The sequence below is a fragment of the bacterium genome (assembly GCA_036524115.1).
GTDB lineage: Bacteria > JAUVQV01 > JAUVQV01 > JAUVQV01 > DATDCY01 > DATDCY01.
This window is the reverse complement of the sequence record DATDCY010000304.1, coordinates 1-18,705: the sequence shown is the minus strand read 5'-3', so window position 1 is coordinate 18,705 and position 18,705 is coordinate 1. Positions and strand designations below refer to the sequence as shown.

Genomic DNA, 18,705 nt, shown 5'->3' with positions numbered 1-18,705 from the left:
CTTGACAATCCCGCCAATCCGTTGATAATCGGGCTTCTTTCGGAACTGTTGTGTGCGAGGAGGAGAAGCGTATGTACACCATCCTTGAGACCGGCGGAAAGCAATACCGCGTCGGCGTCGGCGACACCATCGACGTCGAGCTGCTCGGCGCCGAGAAGGGCGCCTCGGTTTCGTTCGACCGGGTGCTGATGTTCGTCGGCCCGGACCAGACCCTCGTCGGCCGCCCGACCCTCTCCCAGGTCAAGGTCACCGGGGAAGTGCTCAGCGACGACGAGGAAGCCCCGGTGAAGGGGCCCAAGGTCACGGTCTTCAAGTTCAAGCGGCGCAAGAACCAGCGGCGCAAGACCGGCCACCGGCAGCACTACACCCGCGTCAAGATCAGCGGGATCACCGTCGCGTAAGGGGAGAGGACCATGGCTCACAAAAAAGGACAAGGCGCCTCGCGCAACGGCCGCGACAGCGAGGGACAGCGACTCGGCGTCAAGCGCTTCGGCGGGCAGAAGGTCAGCGCCGGGAGCATCCTGGTGCGCCAGCACGGCACCGTCTACCACCCGGGCCCGAACGTCGGGATGGGGCGGGACTGCACGCTGTTCGCGAAGATCGAGGGCAAGGTCGTCTTCCGGGTCATCGCCGGCGGCCGCAAGCTCATCGGCATCGAGGCGCTGTAGCGCCGGCCCCGGCGGTTCGCCGCCGGCGCGAGCGCAGCGAGGCGTGTCCACCCGGGCACGCCTCGTTTGCTTTTTGAGGGGACGCGATGTTTGTCGACGAGGTCACGATCACCGTCCAGGCCGGCCACGGCGGCCGCGGCTGCCTGAGCTTCCGCCGGGAGAAGTACGTCCCGATGGGCGGCCCCGACGGCGGCAACGGCGGCAAGGGGGCGGACATCGTCCTCGAGGCCAACCCGCACGTCAAGACCCTCATCGACTTCCGCTACCGCCCCATCCACCGCGGCCGGCACGGCGAGCACGGGCGCGGCAAGAACCAGTCCGGGGCGGCCGCGGAGGACGTCGTGCTGCCGGTGCCCCAGGGGACGATCGTGCGCGACAAGGGCACCGGCGAGGTGATCGCCGACCTCACCGAGCCCGGCCAGCGGCTGGTGGTCGCGAAGGGCGGCCGCGGCGGGCTCGGCAACGCGGCGTTCGTGTCCGCGACCAACCAGGCGCCGCGCAAGACGCAGCCGGGCGAGCCGGGCGAGGCGTTCGAGCTCATCCTCGAGCTGCAGCTGCTGGCAGACGTCGGGATCGTCGGTTTTCCGAACGCGGGCAAGAGCACGCTGATCGCGGCGATCTCGGCGGCGAAGCCGAAGATCGCCGACTATCCCTTCACGACGCTGACGCCGCACCTGGGGGTGGTGCGCCTCGAGGAGGGCGAGAGCTTCGTCGTCGCCGACGTGCCGGGGCTCATCCCCGGGGCATCGCGGGGCGCCGGTCTCGGCACGCGCTTCCTGCGCCATCTCTCGCGCACGCGGCTGCTCCTGCACCTCGTCGACCTCTCGCCCCAGGCCGGCCGCGACCCGCTCGAGGACTGGCGCGCGATCAACGACGAGCTGGACGCCTACGGCGGCGGGCTCGCGGACAAGCCCCAGCTGCTGGTGGCGAACAAGGCGGACCTCCCCGAGGCCGCCGAGAACCTCGAGCGGCTGCGGCGCTTCGCGGCGCGGCGGCGCACGACGCTGCACGTCATCTCGGCGGCGACGCGCCAGGGGCTGCGCGAGCTGGTCTACGCGATCAAGCAGGCGCTCGAGCGGATCGAGCGCGCCGACCGCGACGGCGCTGCCGCGGCACGGCCGTCGCGCCGGCGGAGGGTCAGCGCGTGAGCCGCGCCGCCCGCTGCCGCGTCCGCGAGGTCGGCGCCGTCGCCCGCGTCGTGTTCAAGGTCGGCTCGAGCCTCGTCACCGAGGACCGCAACCTGAGCGTCGCCAGGATCGACGCGCTCGCCGGGCAGGTGGCGCGCTTCGCGGCCGCCGGCGGCTCGCCCGTGGTCGTCACCTCCGGGGCCATCGCGGCCGGAACCGGGCGGCTGAAGCTGCTGCGGCGCCCGCGCACGATCCCCGAGAAGCAGGCCGCCGCCGCCGTCGGCCAGAGCTACCTCATGGCCGCGTGGGAGCACGCCTTCCGCGTGCGCGGCCTGCAGGTCGCCCAGGTGCTGCTCACCGGCGGGGACCTTGCCGACCGGCGGCGCTTCACCAACGCGGCGAACACCCTCGGGACGCTGCTGGAGTACGGCGTCGTCCCGGTGATCAACGAGAACGACACGGTGGCGGTGGACGAGATCCGCGTCGGCGACAACGACACGCTCTCGGCGACGGTCGCGGTGCTCGTCTGCGCGGACCTGCTCGTGATCCTCTCGGACATCGAGGGGCTCTACACCGCCGACCCGCGCACCGATCCGCGGGCGACGCTGGTGCCGACGGTGCGCGGCGTCGACGCGGCGCTGCTCGAGAGCGCGGGCGGCACCTCGTCGGCCGTGGGCACCGGCGGCATGCGCACGAAGCTCGTCGCGGCGCGCCGGGCCTCCGACTACGGCATCCCGATGGTGATCGCCTCCGGCCAGGACCCCGAGAACATCGGGCGGCTGCTGGCGGGGGATCCGGTCGGGACGGTCTTCCTCCCCGCGGGACGCCGCCTCGCGGGCAAGAAGCACTGGATCCGGCACGCGCTCGCGCCGGCCGGCGACGTGCTCGTCGACGCGGGGGCGGCGCGCGCGCTCGTGCGCGGCGGCAAGAGCCTCCTGCCCGCGGGGGTGACGGGCACGCGCGGCGAGTTCGCGGCGGGCGACCCGGTGCGGATCGTGGGACCGGACGGGAAGGAGATCGCGCGCGGCCTGACGCGCTACGGCGCGGCGGAGATCGCGGGGATCCAGGGGCTGACCACCGAGCGGCTGCGCTGCCTCGGCTGCCACCGCGAGGACGAGGTCGTGCACCGCGACGAGATGGTCGTGACGGCGGCCCCGCAGGACAAACCCAAGGCGTGACCCGGGAGGGGACGATGGCGAAGACGAAGTCACCCGTGCTGGAGCTGGCCCTGGCCGCGAAGGAGGCGGCACGGCGGATCGCGGGCGCCTCGACCGGCGCGAAGAACGCGGCGCTCCTGGCCTACGCGCGCCTGCTCGAGACCGAGACGGGGCCGCTGCTCGAGGCGAACGCGAGGGACCTCGCCGAGGCGCGGCGCCGCAAGCTCTCGGCGGCGATGCAGGACCGCCTGAAGCTCGACGGGAAGCGCTGCGCGGCGATGGCCGCCGGCCTGCGCGAGATCGCCGCCCTCCCCGACCCCGTCGGCGAGATCACGCGGATGACGGTGCGCCCGAACGGGCTGCGCGTCGGCCGCATGCGCGTGCCGCTGGGCGTCATCGCGATCATCTACGAGGCGCGCCCGAACGTGACGTGCGACGCCGCCGGCCTCTGCATCAAGTCCGGCAACGCCGTCATCCTGCGCGGCGGCTCCGAGGCCTTCCACTCCAGCACCGCGCTGGCGCGGCTGGCGGCGCGGGCACTCGAGGAGGCGGGCCTCCCGGCGGCGGCCGTGACGATGCTGCCGACGACCGACCGCGCCGCGGTGGCCGAGCTGCTGAAGCTCGACACGGTCATCGACCTGGTGATCCCGCGCGGCGGCAAGGAGCTGATCCGCGCCGTCGTCGAGGGCTCGACGATCCCGGTGATCTTCCACTACGAGGGGATCTGCCACACCTACGTCGACGAGGGTGCGGACATCCCCATGGCGGTGAAGGTCTGCTTCAACGCCAAGGTGCAGCGCCCCGGGGTCTGCAACGCGATGGAGACCCTGCTCGTGCACGAGAAGATCGCGCCGGCGTTCTTCCGGAAGATGCTGCCGGCCTACCGCGCGGCGGGCGTCGAGATCCGCGGCTGCGCGCGGACGCGGAAGATCGCGCCGTGGGTGAAGGCGGCGAAGCCCTCCGACTACGGCAAAGAGTTCCTCGATCTCATCCTCGCCGTGAAGGTCGTGGACTCCCTCGAGGAGGCGATGGCCCACATCGCGCGCTTCGGCTCGCTGCACACCGACGCGATCATCACGCGGGACCACGCGCGCGCCATGCGTTTCGTCGCCGAGGTCGACTCCTCGTCGGTCATCGTCAACGCCTCGACGCGCTTTTCCGACGGCTTCCAGTACGGCCTCGGCGCGGAGATGGGGATCTCGACGCAGAAGCTGCACGCGCGCGGCCCCATGGGCCTGGAGGAGCTGACCTGCCAGAAGTTCGTCGTGCTCGGGGACGGGCAGATAAGAGAGTAAGCCCGGGTCGCTGAGGAGGCCCTGACGCGCCCCAGCGGCGTTGCTCCTCGCGTCACTCGTGCGGCGGGCACCAGCCCGCCTCCTCGCGCGCTCCTCGCTGCCTTGCTGGGACACGCCAGGACGCTCCCCAACGACTCGGGCAGCCGGGGTTGTGTCGTTGCGGATCGAATGGGCAGTCGACGTCACGCAACCGGCGGGCAGCGAAACGTGCTTGCCTGGCGACTCTACTCGGCGTCGCTCTCGGGCGCGCCCCTGGGCCGCGGGCTGCGGAAGACGAACGACGCCTTGAAGTCCCGGCCCGCGTCGTCCTGGCGCGTCAGGGTGAGATCCACGACGGTCCCCGCGGAGATCCCGCGGCGCACGAACCTGCGATAGACCACGGAGTCGCCGCCGATCCGGCACCCGGGACGCTCCGCCGGTTCGAACCCCTCGGCGCGGAGGATGTAGCCAGGCGGCAGGCAGACCTGCAGGCGGCCGGCGCGCTCGACCGTCAGCTCATAGGTCAGGCACTCGCCGCGCGGCAGCACGCCGGAGACCACCAGCGGCGCGGGGTCTCCGACGCCGCTCCAGTCGAGGTCGAGCTGCGCCACCGGGCACGCCTGGCGCGCCCTCCCGCTGCCGGCGAGGGCGACCACGGCGACGCTCGCGTCCGGATCGTCCGAGAGGACTTCGAGCCGCCCCTGGGCGCCGCCCGCCCCGACCGGCGCGAAGCGGACGACCACGATGCAGGCGTCCCCCGGGTCGAGCGACCTCTCCGAGCACCGGTCGTCCTGCACGGCGAACCAGCGTCCCTCCACGCGCACCGAGCGCACGTGCAGCTCGCGCCGGCCCGCGCTCTCCACCCTGACCTCGGCGCTCCGGGCCTGCCCCGCCGCCACCGCGCCAAAGTCGAGGGCCCGCGCGCCCAGCCGGATGGCCGGCCGTCCCGGGTCGCTGCCCTCGCCGGCGAGGGCCACCGTGTGGAGGGGGACGTCCGGGTCCTCGGTGCGGATGCGCATCGCCCCGGTGACGCTGCCGCGGCGCACCGGGACGAAGCGCAGCCCGACGACGCACTCGTCCCGCGGGTCCAGCACGCGCCCGGCGCAGCCGTTGCGCGCCACGTCGAAGCCGGGGCCGATGACGCTGGTCTCCCGCAGCCGCACGCTCCTGCCCCCCGTGTTGCCGACGGTGACGTCGAGGAACGCCGGCGTCCCGACGTCGACGCGCCCGAAGTCCGGCTCGCCGGGTTCCACGGTGATCTCGGGGGCGGCCTGGCGGCGCAGCCCCTCGCCCCAGAGCGGCAGCTCCAGGCGCCGCGGCGCCGGGTCCGTGGCGACCACGGTCAGCACGCCGTCGACGGGGCCGGCGCCGACCGGCGCGAAGCGGACGCCGAGCCGGCACGAACGACCTGGCGACAGCGGGCGCCCGGAGCACTCGTCGCGGGAGACGCGAAAGCCCCGCCCCGCTGCCGACGCCGAGATCACGTCGGCGTCGGTGTCGCCCTCATTGACCAGCAGGCAGTCGATCTCGGAGATCTCCCCCGGGGCCACGGCGCCGAAATTGAGCTGCGGCGTCGAGAACCGCAGGAACGCGACAGGCGGTGCGGGTGCCCCCGGCGGCGGGACGCGCGGGTAATACCCGCCGCCTCCGGGCGCCGGCGGCTGCCCGACGCCCCCTCCCGCGGCGCACGAGACGAGCAGCGGAAACGCCACCAGGGGCCACGCTCTCCGTCCTCTCATCGCCGGGCGCGACTAGAGCGAATCCGAGGGGACGATCCCGTAGTCGATGATGATCTTCTTCGCTTCGGGGCTCTTCAGGAACTGAAGGAAGCGGGCGGCGGCGGGCTTGGGCTCGCCCTTCCAGACCAGCCCGAAGGGCGAAGCGATCCCGTACGTGCCCTGGACGACGTTCGCCGCGGTCGGCGCGACGCCGTCGACCTTGATGACGTTGAGGGCAAGTCCCTTTGCCATCGCCGCCGGGAGGTAGCCGATCGCGTTCGGCGTCTTCACGAGCAGGTCGACGGCCTCCGGCGTCTTCGCCGCCACCGTCCCGACGGGGTTCTCTACCGCCTTGAAGCCCTCGAGCTTCCGGTTGAGTTCGCCGCGCGAGGAGTCCTTGCCTTCGCGGCCGACGACCGCGATCTTGCCGCCCGCGCCGCCGACCTCGGTCCACGCGGTCACCTTGCCGGAGTAGATCGCCACGATCTGCCGCGCCGTGAGATTTTCCACGCCGACGCGCGGATCGACGACGAAGACGACCGGCGAATACGCGAAGACCTTGTACGTGAGGTTGAGCGCCTTTTCCTGCTCCTTGAGGGCGCGCGCGACCCGGCCGAAGTCGCACTCGCCGGCGGCGGCCACCTTGATCCCGCCGTCGCTGCCCACGCTGTCGGGGACTGCGACGGAGATGCCGGCGTTGGCCTTCTCGAACGCCGTCCCCAGCGAACGCAACAGCTCCTGGCTGTCGCCCGTCCCGCACAGCTGGATCTTCTCGCCCGCGCGAACCGCCCCGCCGAACGACATCAGAATCGCCAACACCAGCAAGCCGATGCGCTTCATCCCGCCTCCTCCGTTTCTATCTGGACATGCGTCCGGAGGATTCTGCATGCGCCAGCAACCTGCGTCAAACGGCACAGTGCTCTATCGCGAACGTTTCGCAAGAAATGGGGCCAGATGCGCAGCCGTGTGGGAGCGTTTTGTGCGCCGGGCCACCTGCGCCGGGGTGCCGACGGCGACGAGCCTCCCCCCCCCACTGCCGCCCTCCGGCCCGAGATCGATGACCCAGTCCGCCTCCGCGATCACGTCCAGGTTGTGCTCGATGACGACCACGGTGTTGCCGGCATCGACGAGCCGGTGCAGGACGCGAATGAGCTTCTCGACATCCGCCATGTGGAGGCCGACGGTGGGCTCGTCCAGCACGTAGAGCACGCCCCCGGACGCCTGCGCCAGCTCGGTGACGAGCTTGATGCGCTGGGCTTCGCCCCCCGAGAGCGTCGGCGAGCGCTGGCCGAGGGTCAGGTAGCCGAGACCGACGTCCTGCAGCAGCCGCAGCGCATCCCGCACCGGCGCGTTCGTCTCGAAAAAGGCCGCGGCCTCATCAACGCTCAGAGCGAGGACCTCGGCGACGCTCTTCCCGCGCCAGCGCGCCGCGAGGGTCTCGGGCGCGAAGCGGGCGCCGCGGCAGGCCTCGCAGGGGACGGTCACGTCGGGCAGGAAACTCATCTCGATCCGGCGCACCCCCTGCCCCTCGCAGGCGTCGCAGCGCCCCCCCGCGACGTTGAACGAGAAGCGGCCCGGCCCCCAGCCGCGCATCTTCGCCTCGGGAGTCGCCGCGAATGTCCGGCGCACGGCGTCCCAGAACCCGACGTAGGTCGCGGGACACGAGCGCGGCGTTCGGCCGATCGGCGTCTGGTCCACCTCGAGGACGCGCCGCACCGGCTCCCACCGCTCGAGCGCGGCGCAGCCGCGCAGCTCCACGGCGGCGCCGCGGCCGCCCCGTCCGGGCCGACGCCGCGATGCGACAAGCCGCCGCAGGTTGTCGTGCAGCACCTCGCGCACGAGCGTGCTCTTGCCGCTGCCGCTGACGCCGGTGACGCACACGAGACGCCCGAGCGGAAATGCCACGTCGAGCCCGCGCAGGTTGTGAAGGTCCGCGCCCCGCACCATCACAAAGGGAACAGATCTATCTTCCGCTGCCGGCGTACTCCGAGATCCGGGAGTGGCCTTGGGAAGATGGATCTGTCCCCTTGTTGCGTGCAGCGGGTGACGCAGCGGCTCGCGCAGGAACCTGCCGGTCACCGACTCCTTCGCGCGCATCAGCTCCCGCGGGGTCCCCGCCGCCACCACCCGCCCGCCGTTCACCCCGGCGCCGGGCCCGAGGTCGATGACGTGCTCCGCGGCGCGGATGGTCTCCTCGTCGTGCTCCACGACGACCACGGTGTTCCCCGCCCTGCCGAGCCGCTTGAGCGTCTCGAGCAGCAGGCGGTTGTCGCGCGCGTGCAGCCCGATCGTCGGCTCGTCGAGGATGTAGCAGACGCCGCGCAGGTGCGACCCGAGCTGCGCGGCCAGGCGGATGCGCTGGGCCTCGCCGCCGCTCAGGGTCGGGGCGGCGCGGTCGAGCTGCAGGTAGCCGAGGCCGACCTCCTGCAGAAACGCCAGGCGCGAGGAGACCTCCGCCAGCAGGTCACGGGCGATCGCCGCCTCCCGCTCGCCCAGTCTGAGACGCCCGAAGAACCGCGCGGCCGCCTCGACCGGCAGGGCGAGCAGGTCGGCGATCCCCCTGCCGGCGAAGCGCACCGCCAGCGCCTCCGGCCGCAGGCGCCGGCCGCTGCAGGCCGCGCAGGGACGCTCCGCCCCCTCGTACCAGTCGTTCCACCAGATCTCCTCGCCCGTCTGCTCCGCGTCGAAGCCCTCGATGGCCAGGCCGGTGCCGAAGCACGCCGGGCACCAGCCCTGCTTCGTGCTGTGCGAGAAGAGACGCGGATCGGGCTCCGGGAAGCCGCGGCCGCACCGCGGGCACGCCCGCCGTGACGAGTGGACCTCCGGGGCCGCGGCGCCCGCCGGCAGGACGTGAACGACCTGCTTGCCGTAGCCGAGCGCGGCGGCGAGCGCGGCGCGCAGCTCGCCCTCGCGCTTCGGGGCGACCGCGACCGTGGCCACGGGCAGTTCGATCGTGTGCTCGCGGAACCGGTCGAGCCGCCGCCACGGGGCGCTCGGGAGCGGCTCGCCGTCGACCCGCAGCGTCGCGAACCCCTTCTTCGCGGCCCACGCGGCCAGGTCGGTGTAGTAGCCCTTGCGCGCGACGACGAGCGGGGCAAGCAGTTCCACGCGCCGGCCGCGATGGCGGGCGAGGATCGCGGCGGCGATCGCCTCGGGGCTCCGCGGCCGGATCGGGACCTCGCAGTCCGGGCAGTACTGGGTGCCGAGCCGCGCATAGAGCAGCCGCACGAAATGGGCGATCTCGGTCTGCGTGGAGACGGTGCTCTTGCGTCCGCCGCGGCTGGTGCGCTGCTCGATCGCCACCGTCGGCGGCACCCCGGAGACTGCGTCCACCTCCGGGCGCGCCGCCGGCTGGACGAACTGCCGCGCGTAGGCGTTGAGCGACTCGAGGTAGCGGCGCTGCCCCTCCGCGAAGAGGATGTCGAAGGCGACGGTGCTCTTGCCGCTGCCGGAGACGCCGGTGACGACGGTGAAGGTGTCGCGCGGGATGGTGACGTCGATGCCCTTGAGGTTGTGCTCGCGGGCGTGGCGGATGAGGATCGAGTTCCCGGGGTCAGCCGTGCGCGTGCGGGGGTCCTGGCGGCGCGCACACCCGTCGCCGCGCAGCGCCGCGCCGGTGCGGCTCTCGTGGCAGGCCGCGATGTCCGCGGGTGTGCCGGCGCAGACGACCCGGCCGCCGGCGTCGCCGCCCTCGGGGCCGAGGTCGATCACCCAGTCGGCCGCGCGGATCACGTCCAGGTTGTGCTCGATGACGACCACCGAGTGCCCGGCGGCCAGCAGTCGCCGGAAGGCGCCGAGCAGCACCGCGACGTCGGCGAAGTGCAGCCCGGTCGTCGGCTCGTCGAAGAGGAAGAGCGTGCCGCCGCCGGCGCCCCGCTTCGCGCGCGCCGCCGCCAGGTGCCCCGCCAGCTTGAGCCGCTGCGCCTCGCCGCCGCTGAGCGTCGGCACCGGCTGGCCGAGCTTGAGGTACCCGAGGCCGACGCCCTGCAGCGGCTCGAGCGCGACGGCGATCTCGGGCCGGTCGGCGAAGAGCGCCGCCGCCTCGGTCACCGTCATCGCGAGCACGTCCGCGATCGACGTCGTGCCGCCGAGCTTGACCTCGAGGACCTCGGGGCGGTAACGCGTCCCGTCGCAATCCGGGCAGCGCAGGTAGACATCGGAGAGGAACTGCATCTCGACGTGCTCGAAGCCGGTCCCGCCGCACGTGGGGCAGCGGCCGGTGCCGGCGTTGAAGCTGAACGTCCCCGCGGTGTACCCCCGTTCCTTCGCCAGCGGCTCGGCCGCGAAGAGGGCGCGCACGCCGTCGAGGGCGCCGACGTAGCTGGCCGGGTTCGAGCGCGTCGTCTTGCCGATCGCGGACTGGTCCACGAGGACAACCTCGCCGACCGCCTCGTGGCCGCGCAGTCCCGCGTGCCGCCCCGGCGCCTCGACCGGGAGGCCGCGCGCCGCCCTGAGGCCGCGGTAGAGCACGTCCTCGACGAGCGTCGACTTGCCCGACCCGCTCACGCCGGTCACACAGACGAGGCGGCCCAGCGGGATGCGCACGTCGATGCCGGCGAGGTTGTGCTCGGCCGCGCCGAGGACCTCCAGCCAGCAGGTGCCCGCATCGGGCGGCGCGGGAGTCGCGCCCCCGGCCCCGACCTTCAGTTCGCCCCGCAGATACCGCCCCGTGAGCGAGCGGCCCGCCTCCGCCAGCCTGGCCGGCGGCCCGAAGAAGACCACCTCACCGCCGCGCTCTCCCGGCCCGGGGCCGAAGTCCAGGATGCGATCCGCCGCCCGGATGACGCCCTCGTCGTGCTCGACGACCAGGAGCGTGTTCCCCGCGTCGCGCAACCGCTGCAGGATCGCGACCACGCGGTCGACGTCGCGGGCGTGCAGCCCGACGCTGGGCTCGTCGAGGACGAACAGCGTGTTGACGAGCGACGTGCCGAGCGCCGTCGTGAGGTTGATGCGCTGCACCTCGCCGCCGGAGAGCGTGCGCGACTGGCGGTCGAGCGTCAGGTAGCCCAGGCCGACGTCGACGAGGTACCCGAGGCGGGTGCGGATCTCCCGCAGCAGCAGCTCGGCCGCCTCGTCGAGCGGGCGCGGCAGCGACAGTTCCTCGATGAAGGCCCGGCAGGCGCCGATCGGCAGCAGCGCCAGCTCGTGGATGTTCAGCCGCCGCCCCCCGAGACGCCAGAGCAGCGCCTCCGGCCTGAGCCGCGCGCCCCCGCACGCCGCGCAGGTGCTGTACGCGCGGTACTTCGAGAGCAGCACGCGGATGTGCATCTTGTAGGCCTTCGACTCGAGCCAGGCGAAGTAGCGGCGCGCCCCGTACCAGACGTCCCGCGCCCACTCGCCCTCGCCCTCGATCACCCAGCGGCGCTGCTCCTCGCCCAGTTCCCGCCATGGCGCGTCGAGGGGGATGCCGCGGCGCGCCCCGAGCCGGACCAGGTCGCGCTGGCACTCGCGCGAGACGCCGCTCTGCCAGGGCCGGATCGCGCCGCCGCGCAGCGTCAGCGACTCGTCCGGCACCACCAGGCGCCAGTCGACGCCGATCGTGCGCCCGAAGCCGCGGCAGGCGGGGCAGGCGCCCACGGGCGAGTTGAACGAGAAGAGGTTCGGCGTCGGGTCCGCGTAGTGGCGGTCGCAATCCGGGCAGTGCAGGTCCGCGGAGAAGCGCAGCGGGGCCCCCTCCGCCCCGTCGGCGCCCACGGGCACGAGTGACACCCTGCCGCCGACGCGCAGCGCCGCCTCCAGGGCGTCGACGAGCCGGCCGCGCTCCCCGGGCGCGGGCCGCACGCGGTCCTGGATGACCTCGAGCACGCCGGGGGCGCCATCCCGGACCCGGGAGTATCCCTGCTTCGCGAGATGGCCGACGATCTCCTCGCGCGAAAAGTTCGCCGGAACCGGCACGGGGAAGGACACGAGGACCAGCGAGGGGACGGCGGGGAGCGAGAGCGCCGCGTCGGCGATCGACTCCGGCGTGTCGCGGCGCACCTCGCGCCCGCACCCCCCGCAGAAGAGCCGCGCCGCCCGCGCGTACAGCAGCTTGAGATGGTCGGCCAGCTCCGTCATCGTCCCGACCGTCGAGCGGGACGTCCGCACGGGGTTCGTCTGGTCGATCGCGATCGCCGGCGGGATGCCCTCGACGCGGTCCACGCGCGGGCGGTCCATCCGCTCGAGGAACTGGCGCGCGTACGGCGAGAACGTCTCGACGTAGCGCCGCTGGCCCTCCGCGTAGACGGTGTCGAACGCGAACGACGACTTCCCGGAGCCGCTCACGCCGGTGACGACCGTCAGCGCGCCGACCGGCAGCCGGACGGTGACGTTCTTCAGCGTGTTCTGCCGCGCCCCCTCGACGAGGATCGACGCGGCGCGCCTGGTCGCCATCGCGCGTCAGGCCGGCGGCGCGGCCACCTGCCGGCGGCGGGAGCGGGCGATCGCCCCCGCCACGGTCGACACCAGCGCCTGCAGGCGGAACGGCTTCTGGAGAAAGCCGTCCGCGGCCGCCTCCTCGCTGATCTCCCCCTCCGTGTACCCGCTGCAGAGAATCACCGGGACTCCCGGGGCGATGCGCCGCATCTCGCGGCTCGCCTCCAGCCCCCCCATCCGCGGCATCGTCAGGTCCAGCAGGACGGCGGCGACCTCGTCGCGGTGCGCGTGCAACGCCTCGATCCCCTCCTGCCCGTCGCAGGCGGTCAGGACGGCGAACCGCTGCGCCTCGAGGATGTCGCGCGCGACCTTCCGCACCGCCTCCTCGTCGTCGACGACCAGGACGGTGCCCGCCGCGGCGGCTGGCTCCGCCGCGACCGCGCCCCCGGGGCGCTCCCCGGAAGCCGCATCCTCGGCTGGCACCGCCCCCTCGGCCGCGGGAAAGAGCACCCTGATGCACGTCCCGGCCCCGGGGGCGGAGCGCACCGAGAGCGTCCCCCTGTGGCTGCGGACGATGCCCAGCGCCGCCGCCAGCCCGAGACCCCGCCCCTGCCCTTTCGTCGTGAAGAAGGGGTCGAAGATCCGCGCGCTCGTCCCGGCGTCCATGCCGCGCCCGGTGTCGGCCACCTCGAGGTACACGTACTCGCCGGGGTAGAGCGTGTCCCCGAAGAGGGCGCCGTCGAGGGACGCCCGGTCGGCCTCGACGCTGCCGGTCGTGACATCGATGACGCCGTCGCGCTCGCCGATCGCATCGGAGGCGTTCGTCAGCAGGTTCATCACGACCTGGCGCAGCTGCGTCGCGTCGCCCTCCACCGGCCGCAGCCCGGCGGCCAGGCCGAGGCGCAGCCGCGCCGTCTTCGAGAGGGCGGCCGAGAGCAGCGAGCCCATCTCCGCGACGAGTCGGGAGAGGTCCACCCGCTCGACGACGAACCGGCCGCGCCCGGAATACGCGAGCATCTGGTTTACCAGGTCCGCGGCGCGCCGCGCCGCGTTCTCCGCCCGCTGCAGGCTGGCCCCCGCGGGGGAGTCGGGCCCGGTCTGCACGAGCGCCAGGTCGAGGTTGCCCAGCATCCCGACGAGGAGGTTGTTGAAGTCGTGGGCGATCCCGCCCGCGAGGATGCCGAGGCTCTCGAGCTTCTGGGACTGCTGCATCCGGCGCTCCATGGCCTCGCGCTCCTGCCGCTCCCGGCGGACTTCGGTCAGGTCCTCGACCAGCGCCGCGAAGAGGCCCGGTTCCGGCGAGAACACCGACACCGAGCAGACCCGCAGGCCGCCCTCCGCCTCCGCCTCGAACTTCAGCGCCCCGCCGTCCGCCGCCCCGCCGTCGCCGGCCAGGCGCGCGAGCAGCGCCGACTGCAGGAACCGCGCCGACGGCGCCGCGCCGAGGCCCGCGCCGGCGACGCCGAGCATGGCTTCCAGCGCCGGGTTCGCCTCAAGGAACTCGAGCTCCCCGGGCCCGCCGCCGGGGGCGCGGCGAACCCTGAAGAGGACCATGCCCTCCTTCATCGAGAGGTACAGGGAGCGGTAGAGGCGCTCGCTCTGGGCGCGCGACGCGAGCGCCTCCCGCGCGATCCGCAGCGGGTAGTAGCCGAACGCAACGAAGACGGCGAGCCCAAGAATCGTCGTCACGCCGCCCACGAGCGCGGCGCGGGCGAGCAGCGGGCGCAACGACTGGGCGACCTCGATGCGGCCGACCGCGAGCCCCGCGTCGTGGACGGCCCGGCCGCGCACGAGCAGCGGCGACGCGAGGCGATCGGCGTGCTCGGCGACGAGGTTTCCCGCCGCGTCGATGACCCTGCGCACCTGCGGGTCCTGGGTGAGCGGCCGACGCTCGAGCAACTCGGAGAGACGCAGCTGCTCGAAGTGCCAGGTCCGCGGGTTGGCCGTGACGAGGTTCGAGATGGTTCGCGCGCTCATCTCCGCCTGCGCGTCCAGGGTGCCGCGCAGGTACTGGTAGGAGACCGCGAAGTACGCCGTCGGCGGCAGCACCGCCGCCAGCACCGAGAGCAGGGCGGTCGTGACGACCGCGCGCCTGCGGAACTGCGCACTGCCGATCATCTGCCGGGCGGCGTCCCCGCGGTCACGAGCACCCCCGTCCGCTCGGCGATCGCCCGCCCCTCCCGCCCGAAGGCGAAAGCGATGACCCGCTCGACCGCGGCGGGCGCGCCTCTTCTGGTCACGAACCGCACGTCCTTCGCCAGCGGGTAGGCGCCGGCGGCGAGCGCCTGCACCGTCGGCTGCACGCCGTTGAGGGAGAGGACCTTGAGCGGCCGCGCGCCGACGACCACGCCGGGCAGGCCGCTGGCGCCGATGGCCCCGGCCGTCCTGGCGATCGCCTCGTTCGACTCCGGGTCGGTCACGGCGATGAGCATGCCGGGACGGGCGCGCGCCTCGTCGATCGCGCGGCCCAGCGCCGGCGAGAGCCCCTTGAGGATCGACGTGTCGGCGTCCGACTCCGGGCGCAGCACCACGCGGACGCGCTCGCCGTCGGGCCACGCCGTCAGCCGCCCCCCGTAGATCTCCTCGAGCTCCCGGGTGCTGATGTCCGCCTTCGGGACCGAGCGCTCGACGACGATGGCCAGGGGCATCCGCCCATACTCCCGGGCCACCGCGCCCTGCCGGACCTGCTCCTCGCTCAGGGGCTTGCTGCTCAGCACCAGGTCCATGGCCCCGGCGAGCAGCGCCTTCAGCGCGCCGGAGCTGCCCAGCGGCTTCTCCATCTCGATCCGCTCCTCCGGGTGGAGCTTCGTGTACGCCTCGACGATGGGCTTCATCATGTCGAGCGCCACGCCGGAGCCGTTGATGCGAACGGTCCCGGCGTGCGCCGGCGTCCACGCCGCCACTGACAGACACGCGAGGCAACCGGCGAGGGCAGCGGCACGCCACCGACGGGACGGGCTCTTCACCACGCGGCACCTCCTCTGCAGCGCCTTGGGCCTCTTCCGGCGAAAGAAGTCTTTCTCCCCGCAGGGCGGAAGTCAAGCTGGCCGGCGGGGCGGCTCCGCGCCGCTTTACATCGCCCGCGCTCGCGCCGATGATGCGCAGAGATGGGCGCGAGACGAGGGCGACCGCACCACGGCTGGGACGTGACGCCGCGCGACGCCGCGGCGCTGCAGGCCGACCTTCGCGGCCGGGTCCGCGTCGAGCCCTTCGACGGCCCCGTCCGGTTCGTGGCCGGGGCCGACGTCGCCTTCTCGAAGCGCGACGGCCTCGTGTTCGCGGCCGCGGTCCTGCTGAAGTGGCCGGACTGCGAGACCGCGGCCGTCGCGACCGCGGTGCGGGCCGGGACCTTTCCCTATGTCCCCGGGCTGCTCAGCTTCCGGGAGGGCCCCGCGGTCCTCGAGGCCCTCGCCGGCCTCCCGCGGCGGCCGGACCTGCTCTTCTTCGACGGCCAGGGGATCGCGCACCCCCGCCGCTTCGGCCTGGCGTCGCACCTGGGGCTGCTCCTCGGGCTGCCCTCGATCGGCTGCGCCAAGTCGCGGCTCTGCGGCGAGCACCGGGAGCCGGGCCGCAGGCGGGGCAGCGCCGCCGAGCTGACCGACGGCGGCGAGGTCATCGGCGCCGCGCTGCGCACCCGCGACGGCATCCGCCCCCTCTACGTCTCGCCGGGGCACCGGACGGACCTGCCCTCGGCGATCGCCTTCACCCTCGCCGCCTGCCGGGGCTTCCGGCTGCCGGAGCCGACGCGGCGCGCCCACACCCTGGTGACGGACCTCAAGGCGGGGCGGCTCCGCGGGCCCGGGCGGGCCGCGCCAGTGTGAGCGCCGTCACATCCATTTTCTTCCGGGCGTGGCAATATATGGCCAGGCCGGACGCAGCCGGCGCGATGCGGGGCGGGGCGTTCCCGACACCTCCCGTCCCCGGAAGACAAACCCAGAACGCGAGGAGATTCCGATGAAACGAGCCACTCTTGTCCTGCTGGCGGCGTCGCTGGCCCTGGCCGGCTGCGCGCTGACGCTCAAACCGGTCGACTACTCCTGGTCATACGAGAGCGTCCTCACCGCCGGCGCCGACGGCGTTGTCAAGGGCGAGCCGAAGACCATCGCCTTCGACGCGCGCAAGATCTTCGAGGAAGAGACCGGGCAGCCGGGAGCGATCGAGGGCAGGACCATCCGCATCATCCGCAACGCCGAGGGCTACTACTTCGTCACCTCCCCCGGGTTCAAGAACGTCTACGTCTTCGTGGGCCGCGAGGCCAAGCTGAAGCTCGAGAACAAGATCCTCATCGACGAGAAGGGCATGGAGAAACCGTTCTTCAACCGCCGCGAGCGCGGCATCGAGCTCGCCGCCAACGGCAAGCTCGTCCTGCTGAACAAGGACGGGATCGTCCCCGAGGTGAAGAAATGAGGAAGCTCACGGGTGTGCTCACGGCGCTGCTCCTGCTGGCGCAGGTCGGCGGCGCCTTCGCGCAGCAGTCCGACTTCGAGGTCATCGAAAGCTTCAAGAAGAAGAGCCAGGCGCTGAGCGCCTCGCTCAGGACGGCGCAGGACCTGCGCCAGGCCGCCGCCATCGAGAGCGAGATCGGCCGCCTCCAGACGGAGTACGCGCAGCAGAAGGCGCTGCTCGCCGAGGGGCTCTACCCCTCGACCTTCGACGCCGCGATGAACTCGCTGCGCGACCAGGCGCAGGAGGCGCGCGAGCGGATCCGCAAGGCCGAGGAGAGCCGCCAGGACAAGGCCAAGATCGTCGAGTACGCGAAGAAGTCCGAGGCGGACGCGAAGACGATCACCGAGATCACCAGGCAGAACACGGAGTACCAGGCCGCAAACGCGAAGCTGACGCAGGAGATCAAGGACCTGGGCGAGCGGATCCAGCAGCTCACGACGGAGAACACCGGCCTGATCGAGCAGGTCAAGTCCCTGCAGGCCCAGGGGAAGAAGGACCGCGCGTCGATCGCGAAGCTCAAGGAGCTCAGCGAGAAGCTCAACGCCAACATCCGCGACCGCGACGCGCTGGTCATCAAGATGATGGACAGCCTCTTCGCCGAGTACGGGAAGGGCGAGCTGACGGACGCGCAGAAGAAGGACCTCTTCGTGAGCGTCCAGGGCAAGGACTACGTCGGCCGGATCGTCTCGACCCTGGACGGCAACGTCCGGTACGCGGAAACCGCGCTCTTCTCGGCCCAGGACCTCAAGGCCGCGCACGCCGAGGAGCGCAAGCTCGCCGCCAAGTGGGACGAGATCAAGCCCTTCGTCGCGAAGATCTACCCGGACGCCCAGAGCCGCGACCGCGACGTCGCCACGGTGGACGCCCGGATCGCCGACTGGAGAAAGAGCATCGACGCGACCGCCTGGAAGAGCATCCACCAGCTCTTCGTCAGCCAGGGCGTTGACATCGGGCCGTTCGCCGACGCGGGCGAGTTCCGCACGCGCCTGCTGGCGTACGTCGACGCCCAGACGCGCGAGCCCTCGCGGGAGCGCTTCCTGGCGTTCAAGGAAAAGGTCTGGGACTCCCCGCTCAAGGACCAGTGGCTGCCGCTCATCCGCGAACAGGAGATCTCCGCCGCGCAGCGCGCCGAGATGGACCAGCGGGTCGCCGCCTGGGCCGAGGCGATCGCGACGCAGTTGCGCAAGCGCGCGCTGATGGGCGTGCTCGCGGCGGCGGTGCTGATCGGGCTGGCCGTGGTGCTGCTCAGGAGGAAGAAGCCGGCCGCGGCGTAGCGGCCTCGAGGAGCACGGGGGCGCAGGCCGCGCGGCGGATCCAGCCCGCGAGCTGCCCGTGGGTCACCCGCACCCACTCGCCCTGCCGCCCCCGTGACCGCACGATCGAGCCCTCCGGCAGCGAGAAGCGCGGGGACGACGACGCCAGCGGCGCGCTCAGCGCGTTCTGCCGCTCGCCCAGGATGACCACCTCGGGGTCGCGCTCGAAGCCCCGCCACGTCCAGAGGCCGCACGCAGCGAGGGCGAGCACGGCAGCGGCCGCGGCGGCGGCGCGCACGCACACCCAGCGGCGGCGCGGGGCCAGCAGCGCGAGGGACAGGGACAGGCAGACCGCCCACCAGGCGAGCGCGGCCGCGGCCGCCCACTCGCGCTCCGACAGCCGCGTGAGAGCGATCTCCGCCGACGAGAGGTCGGCCTCCGCCGCGCCGCTCGCCTGGAGCGCCGCGCGCAGGTTCGCGTCGACGTCGGGATCCCGGGGCGCCAGCCGCCAGGCCTTGCGGTAGTTGAGAACCGCCGGGCCGGGGCGTCCGTCCCGGAGATACGCGTTCCCCAGGTTGTAGAAGATCTCCACGGAGGCGTGCCCTCCCCCGATCAACTCCTCGTACAACCGTGCGGCCTCGCCGGGACGGCCCTCTCCGTACGCCCGGGCGGCCTCGCGCGCCCGGCGCTGCAGCGCGGCCGTGGCCT

Annotated in this window: 14 protein-coding genes; 8 read left to right on the top strand and 6 right to left on the bottom strand. The window is 73.0% G+C overall.

Features of this window, described 5'->3' with window-relative positions:
• Positions 1-71: 71 nt before the first annotated feature.
• From rplU to VI078_14395, 5 genes are all read left to right on the top strand, one after another.
• Positions 72-401, top strand: coding sequence for a 50S ribosomal protein L21 (gene rplU / locus VI078_14415; GenBank protein ID HEY6000479.1), 330 nt, complete (start codon positions 72-74; stop codon positions 399-401).
• Positions 402-413: 12 nt separating this feature from the next.
• Positions 414-668 carry a 50S ribosomal protein L27 gene (gene rpmA, locus VI078_14410; protein HEY6000478.1) on the top strand — a complete coding sequence of 85 codons (255 nt, stop codon included), beginning with the start codon at positions 414-416 and terminating at the stop codon, positions 666-668.
• A gap of 86 nt (positions 669-754) precedes the next feature.
• Complete coding sequence (gene obgE / locus VI078_14405; GenBank protein ID HEY6000477.1) at positions 755-1,816, top strand: GTPase ObgE; 1,062 nt, start codon at positions 755-757, stop codon at positions 1,814-1,816.
• Positions 1,813-2,973 carry a glutamate 5-kinase gene (proB, locus tag VI078_14400; GenBank protein ID HEY6000476.1) on the top strand — a complete coding sequence of 387 codons (1,161 nt, stop codon included), beginning with the start codon at positions 1,813-1,815 and terminating at the stop codon, positions 2,971-2,973. The genes obgE and proB overlap by 4 nt, the downstream gene beginning before the upstream one ends.
• Positions 2,974-2,987: 14 nt before the next feature.
• A complete protein-coding gene (locus tag VI078_14395; protein HEY6000475.1) occupies positions 2,988-4,247 on the top strand; it encodes a glutamate-5-semialdehyde dehydrogenase in 1,260 nt (419 codons plus the stop codon).
• Positions 4,248-4,471: 224 nt separating this feature from the next.
• Here VI078_14395 and VI078_14390 read toward each other — a convergent pair whose 3' ends face one another.
• The 5 genes from VI078_14390 to VI078_14370 all read right to left on the bottom strand — a co-directional run bounded on the left by VI078_14390 (position 4,472) and on the right by VI078_14370 (position 15,267).
• Positions 4,472-5,965 carry a choice-of-anchor D domain-containing protein gene (locus tag VI078_14390; GenBank protein HEY6000474.1) on the bottom strand — a complete coding sequence of 498 codons (1,494 nt, stop codon included), beginning with the start codon at positions 5,963-5,965 and terminating at the stop codon, positions 4,472-4,474.
• Positions 5,966-5,977: 12 nt separating this feature from the next.
• Positions 5,978-6,784, bottom strand: a complete 807-nt coding sequence (locus VI078_14385) for a substrate-binding domain-containing protein (GenBank protein HEY6000473.1) — start codon at positions 6,782-6,784, stop codon at positions 5,978-5,980.
• 81 nt (positions 6,785-6,865) lie between these two features.
• On the bottom strand, positions 6,866-12,316 hold the full coding sequence (gene uvrA / locus VI078_14380) for an excinuclease ABC subunit UvrA (protein HEY6000472.1): 5,451 nt from the start codon (positions 12,314-12,316) through the stop codon (positions 6,866-6,868).
• Between the two features lie 6 nt (positions 12,317-12,322).
• Complete coding sequence (locus VI078_14375; protein HEY6000471.1) at positions 12,323-14,416, bottom strand: response regulator; 2,094 nt, start codon at positions 14,414-14,416, stop codon at positions 12,323-12,325.
• Positions 14,413-15,267 carry a substrate-binding domain-containing protein gene (locus tag VI078_14370; GenBank protein ID HEY6000470.1) on the bottom strand — a complete coding sequence of 285 codons (855 nt, stop codon included), beginning with the start codon at positions 15,265-15,267 and terminating at the stop codon, positions 14,413-14,415. The genes VI078_14375 and VI078_14370 overlap by 4 nt, the downstream gene beginning before the upstream one ends.
• 138 nt (positions 15,268-15,405) lie before the next feature.
• Here VI078_14370 and nfi point away from each other — a divergent pair, with 138 nt between their 5' ends.
• From nfi to VI078_14355, 3 genes are all read left to right on the top strand, one after another.
• Positions 15,406-16,119 (top strand): deoxyribonuclease V, encoded by a 714-nt coding sequence (nfi, locus tag VI078_14365; protein HEY6000469.1) that lies wholly within the window; start codon positions 15,406-15,408, stop codon positions 16,117-16,119.
• Between the two features lie 133 nt (positions 16,120-16,252).
• Entirely contained in the window at positions 16,253-16,705 is a 453-nt protein-coding gene (locus tag VI078_14360) for a hypothetical protein (protein ID HEY6000468.1), read from the top strand.
• Complete coding sequence (locus VI078_14355; protein HEY6000467.1) at positions 16,702-18,018, top strand: hypothetical protein; 1,317 nt, start codon at positions 16,702-16,704, stop codon at positions 18,016-18,018. The genes VI078_14360 and VI078_14355 overlap by 4 nt, the downstream gene beginning before the upstream one ends.
• On the opposite strand, the gene VI078_14350 is transcribed toward VI078_14355, so the two are convergent.
• On the bottom strand, positions 17,990-18,705 hold a 716-nt coding region (locus VI078_14350; GenBank protein HEY6000466.1), incomplete at its 5' end, for a hypothetical protein. The two genes, VI078_14355 and VI078_14350, sit on opposite strands and share 29 nt — an antisense overlap.

What these genes read in the sequence shown, in the direction of transcription:
- rplU (HEY6000479.1), top strand. Translation starts at nt 72, where the DNA reads ATGTACACCATCCTTGAGACCGGCGGAAAGCAATACCGCGTCGGCGTC.
- rpmA (HEY6000478.1), top strand. Translation starts at nt 414, where the DNA reads ATGGCTCACAAAAAAGGACAAGGCGCCTCGCGCAACGGCCGCGACAGC.
- obgE (HEY6000477.1), top strand. Translation starts at nt 755, where the DNA reads ATGTTTGTCGACGAGGTCACGATCACCGTCCAGGCCGGCCACGGCGGC.
- VI078_14395 (HEY6000475.1), top strand. Translation starts at nt 2,988, where the DNA reads ATGGCGAAGACGAAGTCACCCGTGCTGGAGCTGGCCCTGGCCGCGAAG.
- VI078_14390 (HEY6000474.1), bottom strand. Translation starts at nt 5,965, where the DNA reads ATGAGAGGACGGAGAGCGTGGCCCCTGGTGGCGTTTCCGCTGCTCGTC.
- VI078_14385 (HEY6000473.1), bottom strand. Translation starts at nt 6,784, where the DNA reads ATGAAGCGCATCGGCTTGCTGGTGTTGGCGATTCTGATGTCGTTCGGC.
- uvrA (HEY6000472.1), bottom strand. Translation starts at nt 12,316, where the DNA reads ATGGCGACCAGGCGCGCCGCGTCGATCCTCGTCGAGGGGGCGCGGCAG.
- VI078_14375 (HEY6000471.1), bottom strand. Translation starts at nt 14,416, where the DNA reads ATGATCGGCAGTGCGCAGTTCCGCAGGCGCGCGGTCGTCACGACCGCC.
- nfi (HEY6000469.1), top strand. Translation starts at nt 15,406, where the DNA reads ATGGGCGCGAGACGAGGGCGACCGCACCACGGCTGGGACGTGACGCCG.
- VI078_14360 (HEY6000468.1), top strand. Translation starts at nt 16,253, where the DNA reads ATGAAACGAGCCACTCTTGTCCTGCTGGCGGCGTCGCTGGCCCTGGCC.
- VI078_14355 (HEY6000467.1), top strand. Translation starts at nt 16,702, where the DNA reads ATGAGGAAGCTCACGGGTGTGCTCACGGCGCTGCTCCTGCTGGCGCAG.